Raw genomic sequence first — 13596 nt, forward strand, 5'->3', positions numbered from 1 at the left:
TTTCTACTTTTCAACTATACTTGTGACATTTGATTCCTAGCGAGTAATCTATCAATACATACTGGTAACATATCCAATAATGTTTCAAACGCATAATCTACATCTAAACGCTCAGTCCACTGGTGCGCATCTTTTCCTACAGGTCCAACATTTAATACAGGAACATTAAACTCTGCTAATTCTTGTAGTGGAATCGAATACCCTTTATTCCATAAAGGCATATTTTCTACAAGTGAAGTCATTGCTTCAACTGGATATTGTAATCCTACATAACTTAAGTCAGAAATTCCGCCAAAATAATTTTGAGTTTTAAATGTAACTCCATGTTGGTCATGTCCATAACTTTCTAGTTCTGCTACTGCGCTTTGAATGAATGGATTATTACGAGAACTTACAGCCGGATAGTAAGGTGGCGCAAAGAACAGTATGATCATTGGCCCTTTTTCTTTACATAAAATGGCTAACCTATCCACAAGTTCAATCGTAATTGCACGGTCATCTTTTCCCCCGCGATTTTCCAAAACAATCGCTTGCATTTTATCAATTGCTTCTTTTCCATGTTGTTCAATGGCATAAGCAACCAATTCCTCATAAGTGAGTACATTCACTTTTAGACTGGGCGGTATAAACGGATTATATTTAGAAAAATGATATGCCTGTTTCGCATACGTTTCCTCGATTTTCTCCGCTACTCCCATTGCCTTTTTATATAGCAACGAAACAACATCTGGCATCGTTTTTTCTAATAAAAATAAATTAAACAATGTCACTGCACGATGAGGAATTTGTACCGAATACTCTTCTTTTAAATCCCTTTGCAATAAATTTGTCGGAGGTGGACTTGCTTCGCCTTCTACAATATCACAAAGTTCCGTATTTAATTCCAATTCCGCAGTTAATAATGAAGCCATATAATTCGCATTTAATCCCGCAAACGGTTCTCCTACATGCGTTTCCTTTCCATAACAAAGAAAACCAGGTAATACTTTTCCAATAGATCCTGTATAAATATATTTATTTTGATCTCCTGGATAACATGTAAACATTGGTTCAGAATTGAGGACTGCTTTATACTGAAGATCGTGTTCTTTTGCAAGCTCTAATAATTTTGGAACAGCGGTTCTCATTCCTACAGAGTTCACCTCTTCATCTGGGACAGTTAATAAAAGAATATTCCCATCAAAACTCCCTTCACAAGCTTGTTCAACCATTGCCATATGCAAAGTTAAACCGCACTTCATATCCATTATCCCTCTACCAAATAGCCAATCACCTTGTTCTATATCTTGCTGAACAGGATATGGCACTTCATCTTTATGTGAATAAAACATAGATGTGAGTTTTTGAGGTTGAAATGCATATTCTTTCCATATGCCATAGTCCTCTACATCTACAACATCAAAGTGACTCACTAAAACAATTGTATTTTTCAAATGTTTTTCTTTCTTTACTAAAGCTGTAATAAAATAGCGTCCATCCCCTGTTGGATGTTTTTCTAAATGACTAGGATTCTCCTTGAAGTACGATAGACTAGATAGTTGTTCAACAACAAAGTCTGGTAATACTGTTTCAGCTTTTGATCCAGTAATACTAGGAATTTCAACAAGATTACTCAATAATTGTACTAACTCTTCTTTTGTCTGCCATTTTGCCATATATATCCCCCTGTTTTCCGTATTATGAAAATCAATTCCAATATATGAATAAAAAACGACAGAATATTCTCCTATTCCTTTCCTGTTCCGCCGATTTTTATTGATATTTCATTCGCAGCATTTATAACCTGATTAACAAGAAAAGCCAATCGCTCCTCATTAATCCGTTCACTAATTAATCCAATACTGATTGCTCCTACCACTTTATGATTAAAACCTATAATGGGTGCAGCAATTGATGCGGTTCCTTCTGTCTTCTCACCATAACTTACCGCATATCCTTCTCTTCTTATCACAGTAAGCTGATCAAATAGCCGTTGTTTTTGCTCTGATATAGAAGGCAATAGCTGATCTACAATATGTTCTACCTCATTTGTTTTCATATTCGCAAGTATCGTTTTATTAGCAGCACCGATGGAAAGTGGAATTTGTTCTCCTAAATTATCGATAACACGAATCTTTAAAGGACTATCTATTCTCTCAATAATAATAGAATGTGTCCCATTTGGAATATTTAAGTATACGCTTTCTTCCACTTCATATGCTAAGCGTTTCATTACTTCTCTTGCGACAGATCGATAGTCTACTTTTTCTAATTGCCGTAGACCTACTTCCATCCACATCGGTCCGATTGTATAATGCTTCGTTTCCGGAATCTGTGTAACTAATCCATGTTCCATTAAAGAATTTAATATTCTATGCACTGTACTAACTGGCAGATGTGTTCTATCAGCTATATCAGAAATAGCCCAATGTTCCTTATCATTTTCTGAATACAATAGTTTTATAATACTGATTGCTCGATCAATAGATTGCACAGGCATGCTCCTCAACTTCACTCATAATATCTAACTAACCTTAATTATCTACCAATTTAACAAAATCTTCTCAAGAAATCAAACAAATTATTTAATTTTCAAAAAAAATAAAAAGATTGACTTTTCGCTATAATTATCTAAAAATTAAAACTATATTCCGTATGATGAAATATATTCCACTATACAGAAAATTGTATTTGAATCTATTACATGGGGAAGTGAGGAAGAATATGACAGAACTCAATAAACAAAATCATGAATTAAAACGCACGATGAAAAGCCGACATCTGTTTATGATTGCACTTGGAGGCGTAATTGGAACCGGATTATTTAATGGATCTGGCTTTATTATTAGTCAAGCTGGACCTGGTGGGGCTGTACTTGCTTTTATTGCAGGCGGATTGTTAATGTACTTTGTTATGCTATGTCTCGGTGAACTTGCTGTAGCAATGCCCGTTTCTGGATCTTTTCAAGAATATGCAACAAAATTTATAAACCCAGCCACCGGCTTTACAATTGGTTGGCTGTATTGGTTAAGCTGGGCAAATACGACTGGACTCGAATTTACAACTGCAGGTATTACAATGCAACGCTGGCTTCCAGGTATTCCTGTATGGGTATGGTGCCTCATATTTGGTGTCACAATCTTTACGATAAATGCCCTATCTGCTCGTAGTTATGCTGAAACTGAATTTTGGTTTTCAAGTATTAAAGTATCCGCTATTGTAGCTTTTATTATTCTTGGAGGCGCAGCTATGTTGGGCATTATTGAGTTGAAAGGAAATGAACCTGCCCCGCTGCTTTCTAACTTTATCGAGCATGGCGGCCTATTTCCAAATGGTATTGGTGCCATTTTATTAACAATGGTTACTGTAAATTATTCTTTTCAAGGTACAGAACTTGTTGGGATTGCAGCTGGTGAAAGTGAAAATCCTGCAAAAACATTACCGCGTTCTATTAGAAATATTATATGGCGGACAATGTTTTTCTTTGTTTTAGCAATTTTCGTTCTAGTCACTTTAATCCCTTGGCAAGAAGCTGGATTAACGAAAAGTCCTTTTGTTGCTGTGTTTGATCGTATAGGTATTCCGTATGCAGCTGATATAATGAATTTCGTTATCCTTACTGCAGTTCTTTCTGTTGCAAATTCAGGTCTGTATGCCGCAACTCGAATGCTTTGGTCCCTATCAAAAAATAGTATGGCCCCGGCATTTTTACAGAAATTATCATCTAGAGGTATCCCACTATATGCCCTCATCATGACAATATCTATTTCCGGATTATCTTTACTCACAAGTGTTGTAGCTGCTGAAACAGTGTACTTATGGTTAATTTCCATTTCTGGAGTCATAACTATTATTGTTTGGATGTCTATCTGTGCTTCCCAGCTTCTTTTCCGCAAACAATATGTAGCAAATGGCGGGAAATTAACAGATTTGAAGTTTAAAACTCCATTGTATCCCGTTATACCAATTCTAGGGTTCGGACTGTATGGAATTATATTAGTTAGCTTACTCTTCATCCCGAATCAAAGATTAGGAATCTACTGCACAATCCCATTTATTATCTTTTGTTACACATACTATTACATGAAAATAAGAAAGAATAATAACTTCGAAAGCGAAAACACTCAAAAAGTTTATAACGTAATAGAAAAATAATAGATCCCAGCCCGTTATGAAACTGTAATGGGCTCGGAGTATTCCCCCCTTACTCTTCTTCTCTATTTTAGGGAAGTAACAAGCCCGATGAATCAAACGAGGGATGGAGCCCACACTGATTAAAGTTTCACTTGGTTCCATCTCAATATTCAAAAGTTATAAGAAAAATAAAGTCTTTCCCCTACATTTTCCCCTCAGAAATAGAGGGGAAATACATTTTACATCGAAAGGTTATATCAACTTCCAAGACAATTCATTCCTAATCATTCATAAGAAAGGATGAAAATATGATTTCTAAATATGTTGTGGAATGTGTCTTTTGTGAACAAAATCGAACATCGAGAAGGACAACGGTTACGGTATCTGCTACTTCTCATACTCTCGCCATTGAGAAAGTAACGAATGAATGTAAACGCCGCTTTGGGAAATCTCTTCTATTACAAACAGAAATTACTGAAGAATATAGTGCATATCAAAAAAAAAGCTGACCTGAATAGGGCAGCTTTCTACTTCCGATCATATTTTCATATGAAGATTAGGGGCATCCTCTTTAAGGATCGGGATTTCACCATTATGTACGTTCTATAATGGTCATCGAACAATATATTTCTATTCATTGAGAAATGAAATAGAATAGGGCAAAACTTGTTCGCATTTTTAGAAAAGGGATAGGGATATAATACTAGTAATACGTCGAATACTCGAACGTTACACTCATTATATTATAGCAAATCCCTTTATATTTGAAATATGAATTACTTACATAATTCATATGTAAAACATATTAATAGCTTGTTATATATGTTCCACAATTCCTTATCTCTTTTATGTAAAGGCAATAAGACCCAAATCCTATTCTACTAACAGCAGACATCCTGCTGCAATCGGTGTTATAATCATAGACAGTTTCAAAACAATACGTGGAGCAAAGTTAGTAAATTTCGCTCCTAAATAGGCACCTAACATCGTTCCTATTAAAACTTGTACCAATAATACATAATTTAAATATCCGGCTGAACTATAACCAATCCCACCTCCAATTGCAATTGGAAGAATAATGAGCATTGTCGTTCCAACCGATTGCTGAATTGTTAAACCTAATAATACCATTAATCCTAGTTGAATAAATGGTGCTGATCCTATCCCAAAAGCACCCGCTAAACTTCCAGTTACTAAACCTAGTAACATACTTTTCACTAATATAGTGATAGATAATCCTTTTTCATGATTCATTTTCGATTGATTGTGGAAATAGAGTAATCGAATACACATACATATGGCTGATAAAAATAGCATACTAGCAGTAAACCAATGAAGAAGCTGCGCTGGAATTACTGCCCCAAACTGAGAGCCAACATACGATCCAATCGCCCCAAATATTCCTACAACCCCTCCTATTTTTAAAGAAACATTCCCCTCTCTATAATGACTTACTACACCTGAAAGTGTTGTAAATGCCATTGCTGTTAGCGAAGTTGCAAGAGCTATATGAACGGGCACTTGGAATATAAGAGTTAAAACTCCAATTATAAACCCTGCTCCACCAGCTCCAACAAACCCTAATAAAATCCCCATTGCAAACATTGTAAGAATAATAGCCACTTTTTTTCCCTCCAGTAGCTCTATTATCTAATAAAATTCTTTTCCTGCAAACGAAAAAGCATCCTATACGGATGCTTTTAATCATAATATGTACAGCTAGTCTTGATTAATTAAAATAAGAGCTGGCCCAGATACGACAACCCCTGCTACCTCGATTTTTTCAAATTCCCTTACTGTAATAGATATAATCCCTTCTCTTTCCATCAATTCTTTACTCAGGACTTCAGTCGGTATTTTTCCCACCGTCTTACCTCCTTTTCATTCTTGTTCTAAAATCCATTATGATTTTCATGAAAAGTAGAACAAATCATCTAAATATATTAGATTCACTCCACTTTTATTCCTTATTCCATACAAAATATGCAATTCCTGTTTCAGATATATTGAAAAAGAAAAAGTACCCACAAACGTGAGTACTTTTTGCTTATTACCTCTCTATTACATATAACATTCTATTTATAAATGCTGCTGATTCGCCGCGAGTAGCTGTTCCTTTTGGCATAAATTCATTATTTTCATTTCCTTTTACAATTCCTAATCCATAGACACGTTTTAATGCTTGCTTGTCATATGCTAAGTTTTGATCAGAAAATGGTACTTCAACTAAAGTTCCTGTGATACCTTTATACTGTAAAGCACGATCAATCATAATGACAACTTCATCACGTTTAATTGTATCATTTGGATCAAACGTATTGTCTCCTCGACCATTAATAATTCCTGCACTTGCTGCACGATTAATACCGTCTACTAATGATGGATGAGCTTCATTTAAATCTGTAAACGTTGAACTTCCTTCTGGCAGCTGTAATGATCGCGAAATGAAATTTGCAAATTCTCCGCGCGTCACAAGACGATTTGGCCAATAGGAACCATTTCCATCCCCAACCATAATTCCTTTCGCAGCTAATTCGCGAATATCTTGTTCATACCATCCACCTGTAATATCATCTTGATGATTTTCATCATAGTAACTTTTTGCACCTTGTAAGAAAGCATTCCACGCACCGCGTTGAATCATAATTGCGGGACAAATTTTCCCACTCCAATATTGGTGTTTTTTCACATTTTCTATAGGAATGTGTAACTCTCCCATCAAATAAGCTGTTAATTTCCGAGCATTTTCTACCGCTTTATCGTAATTCCCATCTTGATTTACAGCAATCTCAATCGCAATGGATTGTCTATTACCTGTTCCATTGGATCCATCTCCTGCATGCCAACCATTTTCATTTAACGGAAGATGCTGATAAATCTCTTTATCATCCACTGTAAAATGCCAAGATGCTGAGCGATCTGTATCCCCTGTTGCTTGATTATATAAATATTGAGCATGATTTCTAGCCCCTGCACCAACGCTATAATTATCCGTTTCATGAATGGTAATATACTTTGGATCCATTGCATAACCAGGACGAATATTATCATTTCCTTTTGGGACAATCCATTCTGTAAATGGTACCCCATAAACAGATCCTATTTTTAAAGCAGACGGTGCTGCATAATATAGACCTGCCTCACGTTTTTTATAAGTTGGCATCTCGTTATTTTGAATAAGGGATGCTTTTGTCCCTTCAAACGCTACATTTGAGGAATGAATCCACTTTTTCCCTTCATTTGTTTCAACTTGGAACCAATCTCCCGCTTGTCCAATCGCTACAACTGTTTGAGGTTGTAATGTACTTTCTTCTTGAAATGAATCGAAAGGTGAAGAATACAGAGCAGTTTCTTCATGAATAACGAGTCTCTTATTCGATAATGGATAAATATTTCGAACTTCAACATGATTATCTATATGTTGTATCCACCCTGCTTCATTTCGTGTTTGAATGTAATAAGCATTTCCTTTTCTCTTTGAAGCTTTCACCACTTGCTTAGAAAAATTCTTCCCAGTCCATTCCTTTAAGTCCGATGATTCATATATTGACGTTTCTTTTTTTATATGTACCAGAAAATCCCCTTGTACTTCACTATTAGCTTCTTGACTATCACCACGTCCATCTTCATGTTTCATATGATTCTCAATACTTTTCAACGCTTGCTCATCTGTTGATAACTCTATCGTTTTTTCTAACGGTGCTGCAAAAGAATCACTTGGAATCATTACCACCTGCAATGCAATTGACATTGCGAAAACATTATAAAGTCCTTTTTTCATTCTACTTCTTAACACGTTATGTCCAACAACATTTCGTGTTCTTACGCCTCCTTTTCTCATACAATTATATTTTAGCAACCTACTAAATTACTTAACTACCTTAAATTATAACGACTTTTTTCTTATTCGTATAGATAAGATTCGACATCATTTATCGTTATTGTACATATATGAAAACTGTAAAAAAACAGAAGGTGCTAACATACCTTCTGTTTTTTTATATTCCGCTATTTTAGTCCGTTTCAATTCTATAATCTATTATCCTATCATTATGATTTAAATATAAAATGAGACATTCACTATCAATCGGGATAAATCCTCCTTCAGTTCCTAAATAATATATCATTTGATGGACAGTTTCAAATTGTCTTATTTCTGTTGGTGTACCCAATAACGTGATAACCTCTTCCTTGGATGTTCCAACTAGTTTATGTTTCGCTAGTAAATCATCTATCATATACACTCGTTTGCCATCATTTTTTAACCATGTTTCTTGGTGAAACCTCGACTGATATTCATTACCCCCTAGTTGTATGATACATACAGTAAATAATGCCGCACCAACAACTGTAATACTTTTCAGTTTCTTACGATATATTTCTTGCTCATCACTTAAAGCAAGTTTAAACATCACCCGCCGAAACAAAAGCAAAATTATAAATGGAATTGATACCGCTAAAACACTCACTATACTATAGGATGAATGAGCTATAACAATTATGCATATAAAAGCTAGGTAAATGAATAAGTAGAAAAAAGTATATAAATACAATGTTCCCCATAATAAAGGTTTCATATATGTTTTCAATAATGCGTCTCCTTTATGGCATCATTTTTGAGCAATCACCTTGTCTATCTGTTCTATCACGTTTTTTATTTCTTGTAATTCTTTTGCAGTATATAACACTTTTTCATTTAACAGCACATTTTTAAAATACATAATAAATTGTTCTCTATCTTTCAATCTTGGGACTCGTTCATGAGAACAGTCTATTATTTCATATTGATTTCTCTCATTCTCAAAATATATAACCGGCTTTACTTCTTCTTTTATAATTTCTGCATTTTTCTCTTTTAAATACTCATATAAACTTTCCGAAAGATATTGTATCTTATAAACAACATTGCCTTCATTTACTACTTTCAAAGTTCCCGTTTGCTCTTCTTTTATAAAAATGAACGTTTCTTCTTGATTATGCTCATATTGATACTTTCCTATTTCATCAACCATAAATGAAAAGATCCCTGCATTATCTTTTGTTAAACCGTGTATGATTCTTCCTTTACATTCTACTGTTTCAATCACATATATGCCTGTTCTTAATAACAACACATGATGAATACGGCGATTTTTCATCTTCCTTTTTGTTCTGCTTGATATTTTCGGCAAAAATATATTTGGAATCATGTATATCTCATTTTCTTTTACAATTTCCTGCTGAATAAATTGTTGTTTCATGTTATGTAATAGTTCATGCGTATGTATTTCCGCTACATTTTTTGAATACACCTTTAAATCTGCAATAAAATTTTGTAATATTTGTACTTCATGATTATGTTTCTGCTGCATTTCACTGCGCTCTTTACTATGTTGCATTGTGAGTTCGCTCTTCATCATTCGCATATTTTCAATTTCACGAGCTGCTTTCACTTTTAAATCATTGTATTTTTGTTTTTCTATATTTTTTATCGTTTCTTGCTGCTGTTCATAATTTTCAACTGTAGCAGCAATCTCCCCTTGATAGTTTTCTATGACTTGTGCTTTTTCAAAATCTACTTGTTGCTTCTCAGATTCTAGCTGTTTATTTTTATAAAACAATACAAATGCTACAGCTAATAAAGCCAAAATGACACATATAAGCACATATTCCATTTTCCTTCTCCTTTATTCCTTATCAGATTCTGATTCTAAAATATTTTTATCCTATTATACTATAAAGTGAAACTTTAATCAGTGGGGGCTTTCTTCATCCCCACTGATTATGAGCCCTCACCAATCGAGCTGTTACGGGCAGCCCTACTCCCACCTATCTTCCTTGCTTCTCCCTAAATCTTGAGGCGGGAGTCTTACTGCCCTAAAATAGCGGGATAAAATTGCAAAAAGCCTTGCTACTACAAGGCTTTTTGCAGACTTCCTTTATTCTGAAGCAAATACATATTATAGTAGAGTCCTTGCTTACTTAGCAGTTCTTGATGTGTTCCTCGTTCGACAATTTCTCCTTCATGCATTACAAATATTTGATCGGCATCTTGGATCGTGGACAATCGGTGCGCAATCGCAATTGTAGTTCTTCCTTTACGCATACGCTGCAATGCTGTTTGAATTGCTTCTTCTGTTTCCGTATCAATATTTGCTGTCGCTTCATCTAATACAAGTACTTTCGGATTCGTTGCAATTGTTCTTGCGAAAGCAATCAATTGTCTTTGCCCACTCGAGAAAGCCGTACCCCGTTCCACTACTTCTGTATGATACTGCCCTGGCAACTTTTCAATAAACGTATTCGCTTGAACGAAGCGGGCTGCTGCTTCTACTTCTTCATCCGTAATACTTTCATCATACATACGAATATTTTGCTTCACATTTCCAACAAATAAAAATGCATCTTGCAAAACAAGACCAATCTTTTGTCGAATTTCCTGTTCCTCAAATTCTTCTAAATTTACACCATCTATTCGAATACTTCCTGACTTAATGTGATAAAATCTCATCAATAAGTTCATAATGGTACTTTTTCCACTACCAGTGTGCCCAACAAAAGCAACCGTTTGTCCAGGCTTCACATGAAACGACACATTCTTTAACACATCTCGCTTCCCATCATAAGAAAAAGTAACATTTTGAAACTCAATTTCCCCTTCATGCACTTGTGGCTTTTCATTCCCTTGTTGAACGGGTGCCAAATCATTTTCATCCATTAAATGAAACACACGGGAAGATGAAACGAGTGCTTGTTGAAAGAACGAAAGCTTCATCATCATTTCATTTACAGGTTGAAAGAAACGGTGAATATAGTTAACAAAAGCATATAATACTCCAACTTCAACAGGACTATTCAATGCATGAATCCCAAACAATGCAAGTACGAATGCAATTGCCATAATGTGCACAAGATCTGTTGCTGGACGTAAAAGCAATGCATCTAACTTTAACGTTCGGCGACCAGCATTATAATGCTTACCATTTATCTCTTCAAACTCTTTTCTCATCCGTCTTTCTTGCCGGAATACTTGCACAATATTCATACCTTGAATCGATTCATTTAACTTCGCATTTAAAATACTAAGTTGACTGCGTAATTCTAAATAAAAAGCTGAACTTTTCCGGCGATATACTGCCATAATCGTCACCATAATTGGAATCATGATAAGAGAACATAAAGCTAGTTTTACATCCAGCAAAAACATTGCTACTAATATTCCAATTAAAAATACAATATTTTTCACAAACGTCGATAATACACTCACATAAAAATCTTTAATTGCTTCTGTATCATTCGTTATGCGCGATACAAGTGTCCCAATTGGGGTACGATCAAAAAAACTTAGCGACAGCTTTTGCACATGTTCATATACTTCTACACGCATATCTTGCACAATTTTAAATGCAATATTTTGAAAGTATAATAGGTTTAAATACGTAAATAAAACTTTTAATAAATGGGCGACCATATATATAACAAATAACGTTATTAATGCCGATTGTTCAAAATTACGTGGAACTAAGTGTTCATCTAGAAATTGTTTAATTAAAAATGGCCCCATCATTTCAGTAACCGTTGCACCAACTAAAAATAGAAACGCTAGTGATAACAACCCTTTATATGGTTTCATATAAGAAAGTAATCGCCATAAGTCACTTCTCTTTTTCTCAGCCATTATATGCCTCCTTTCTCAACTAGCGCCTCTAACTGTTGACTTTCATACATCTCTTTATACCACCCCGTTTGCTTCATCAATTGTTCATGCGTCCCTCTCTCTACAATCTTTCCTTCATCTATAACAAGAATAAGATCGGCATGTTGAATCGCACTTAACCGATGTGCTGTTATAATCGTTGTTTTTTGTGCTCTTTCTCGTTTTAAAGCTGTTAAAATGTTTTCCTCAGTCTTGGCATCTACCGCAGATAAACAATCATCTAAAATTAAAATTTCAGCATCTGTTAATAATGCACGCGCAATAGAAATTCGCTGTTTTTGCCCACCTGATAAAGAAACTCCTCTTTCCCCTACTACTGTATCATACCCTTCAGGAAATTGAACAATATCATCATGAATACATGCAATTTCAGCAGCACGCACAATTTCCTTATATGACGCATTTGTTTTTCCAAATGCAATATTTTCTCCTATGCTTGTTGAAAATAAGAAATGGTCTTGCGGAACATAAGAAATAGCCGCCCTAACACTATGAAGTGTCATATTGCGAATATCTTGATTTCCAATTTTTAATTCACCATTAAAATGATCATACTCTCTAATCAGACATTTTAATAACGTCGTTTTTCCCGCACCTGTTCGGCCAACAACGCCTAATGTTTCTCCCTTTTTCAATTCAAAATGAATATCTTTCAAATTCAACACTTCATTTTTCTTATAAGAAAATGTATCGATTGCAAATGATACATCACCGCTCGCTACACGCTGTATTGCATCCTCTTTATTCACGACAGCTGAAGTTTGAGATAAAATTTTTTCAACGCGATCATATGACGCTCGCCCGCGTTCCATAATATTAAAAAGCCAACCAAACGCTAACATCGGCCAAACGAGAGTTCCTAAATATGTTGTAAAAGTAATTAACCCACCTACTGTCAATTCTCCTCGCACAACTAAAAGTGATCCGTAACAAACTGCGATTAGAAATGAAAAACCAACAATAAGGGCAATTGTTGGATCAAACAATGAATCAATACGAGCAACTAACATATTTTTATATACTACATCTTCTGACTTTTTTCGAAATGCTTGTAAGTCTTCTTTTTCTTGACCAAGTGAGCGAATTACCTTCACCCCACTCATACTTTCTTGTACTTTATCGTTAATTTCCGAAAATGCTTGTTGTGCTTTATGAAATCGTCTATGTAACAATGTACCATAATAATTTGTAGAAATTGCTACAATTGGCATAGGAAGGAGGCTAATTAACGTTAACTTCCAGCTAATCGTAAACCCCATTGCCATTAATACACACCCTCCTACAGCTAGAGAGTCAACAAGTGTCAATACACCAGAGCCAGCTGTTTGTTGAATCGCTTGAATATCATTTGTCGCATGAGCCATTAAATCACCTGTACGATGCGATTGATAAAACGAAGGGCTCATATTTGTAAAGTGTTCATATAACCTACTCCTCAATTGACGTGCTAATTTTAAAGAAGAACCGAAAATCATAATACGCCATATATAACGTAATATATACATTGTAATTCCAACAATGATTAAAAGCCCAACCCATTGTAATAACTTTTCGGCAGTTAATGTTTGATTATTAATCTCATCAACAATAATTCCAATTACTTTTGGTGCCACAAGCTCTAATAATGCTACTCCAAATAATAAAATAATTCCCGTTATGTACGCTCGCTTTTCTTGTTTAAAAAACCAAGCTAACTTAAAAAATACTTTCATGTTATCCTCCTCTCTTAAAATAAGCGATGTGTTCAGTTTATCAAAAATACAGAATTTTTAAAAGTTTTTAAAATT

General features: G+C 34.9%; 11 protein-coding genes. 2 read left to right on the forward strand and 9 right to left on the reverse strand.

Features of this window, described 5'->3' with window-relative positions:
- Positions 1-14: 14 nt before the first annotated feature.
- A complete protein-coding gene (locus tag MR059_RS16955; protein WP_012094765.1) occupies positions 15-1655 on the reverse strand; it encodes a M20/M25/M40 family metallo-hydrolase in 1641 nt (546 codons plus the stop codon).
- Between the two features lie 71 nt (positions 1656-1726).
- A complete protein-coding gene (locus tag MR059_RS16960; protein WP_012094766.1) occupies positions 1727-2479 on the reverse strand; it encodes an IclR family transcriptional regulator in 753 nt (250 codons plus the stop codon).
- Between the two features lie 224 nt (positions 2480-2703).
- Between MR059_RS16960 and MR059_RS16965 the strand changes: the two genes are divergently transcribed.
- A complete protein-coding gene (locus MR059_RS16965; RefSeq protein WP_012094767.1) occupies positions 2704-4134 on the forward strand; it encodes an amino acid permease in 1431 nt (476 codons plus the stop codon).
- Positions 4135-4421: 287 nt separating this feature from the next.
- A complete protein-coding gene (locus tag MR059_RS16970) occupies positions 4422-4622 on the forward strand; it encodes a DUF3903 domain-containing protein (RefSeq protein ID WP_012094768.1) in 201 nt (66 codons plus the stop codon).
- Between the two features lie 364 nt (positions 4623-4986).
- Here MR059_RS16970 and MR059_RS16975 read toward each other — a convergent pair whose 3' ends face one another.
- The 7 genes from MR059_RS16975 to MR059_RS17005 all read right to left on the reverse strand — a co-directional run bounded on the left by MR059_RS16975 (position 4987) and on the right by MR059_RS17005 (position 13521).
- Positions 4987-5736 (reverse strand): sulfite exporter TauE/SafE family protein, encoded by a 750-nt coding sequence (locus MR059_RS16975; RefSeq protein WP_012094769.1) that lies wholly within the window; start codon positions 5734-5736, stop codon positions 4987-4989.
- Positions 5737-5832: 96 nt separating this feature from the next.
- Positions 5833-5979 (reverse strand): BC1881 family protein, encoded by a 147-nt coding sequence (locus tag MR059_RS16980; protein ID WP_012094770.1) that lies wholly within the window; start codon positions 5977-5979, stop codon positions 5833-5835.
- A 184-nt stretch (positions 5980-6163) separates the two neighbouring features.
- A complete protein-coding gene (locus MR059_RS16985; protein ID WP_041810463.1) occupies positions 6164-7894 on the reverse strand; it encodes an S-layer homology domain-containing protein in 1731 nt (576 codons plus the stop codon).
- A 232-nt stretch (positions 7895-8126) separates the two neighbouring features.
- On the reverse strand, positions 8127-8525 hold the full coding sequence (locus MR059_RS16990; protein ID WP_237701308.1) for a hypothetical protein: 399 nt from the start codon (positions 8523-8525) through the stop codon (positions 8127-8129).
- 198 nt (positions 8526-8723) lie between these two features.
- A complete protein-coding gene (locus tag MR059_RS16995) occupies positions 8724-9767 on the reverse strand; it encodes an NERD domain-containing protein (RefSeq protein WP_242161916.1) in 1044 nt (347 codons plus the stop codon).
- A 239-nt stretch (positions 9768-10006) separates the two neighbouring features.
- Positions 10007-11770: an ABC transporter ATP-binding protein gene (locus tag MR059_RS17000; protein ID WP_012094774.1), complete on the reverse strand. Its 1764-nt coding sequence runs from the start codon at positions 11768-11770 to the stop codon at positions 10007-10009.
- A complete protein-coding gene (locus tag MR059_RS17005) occupies positions 11770-13521 on the reverse strand; it encodes an ABC transporter transmembrane domain-containing protein (protein WP_012094775.1) in 1752 nt (583 codons plus the stop codon). Before MR059_RS17005 ends, MR059_RS17000 begins: the two co-directional genes overlap by 1 nt.
- Positions 13522-13596 lie beyond the last annotated feature (75 nt).

Origin of the sequence: Bacillus cereus group sp. BfR-BA-01522 (assembly GCF_022662635.1) — a bacterium.
GTDB lineage: Bacteria > Bacillota > Bacilli > Bacillales > Bacillaceae_G > Bacillus_A > Bacillus_A cytotoxicus.

Coding starts and splice junctions, on each gene's coding strand:
- MR059_RS17000 (WP_012094774.1), bottom strand. CDS start 11,770: ATGGCTGAGAAAAAGAGAAGTGACTTATGGCGATTACTTTCTTATATG.
- MR059_RS17005 (WP_012094775.1), bottom strand. CDS start 13,521: ATGAAAGTATTTTTTAAGTTAGCTTGGTTTTTTAAACAAGAAAAGCGA.
- MR059_RS16955 (WP_012094765.1), bottom strand. CDS start 1,655: ATGGCAAAATGGCAGACAAAAGAAGAGTTAGTACAATTATTGAGTAAT.
- MR059_RS16965 (WP_012094767.1), top strand. CDS start 2,704: ATGACAGAACTCAATAAACAAAATCATGAATTAAAACGCACGATGAAA.
- MR059_RS16995 (WP_242161916.1), bottom strand. CDS start 9,767: ATGGAATATGTGCTTATATGTGTCATTTTGGCTTTATTAGCTGTAGCA.
- MR059_RS16970 (WP_012094768.1), top strand. CDS start 4,422: ATGATTTCTAAATATGTTGTGGAATGTGTCTTTTGTGAACAAAATCGA.
- MR059_RS16985 (WP_041810463.1), bottom strand. CDS start 7,894: ATGAAAAAAGGACTTTATAATGTTTTCGCAATGTCAATTGCATTGCAG.
- MR059_RS16960 (WP_012094766.1), bottom strand. CDS start 2,479: ATGCCTGTGCAATCTATTGATCGAGCAATCAGTATTATAAAACTATTG.
- MR059_RS16990 (WP_237701308.1), bottom strand. CDS start 8,525: ATGTTTAAACTTGCTTTAAGTGATGAGCAAGAAATATATCGTAAGAAA.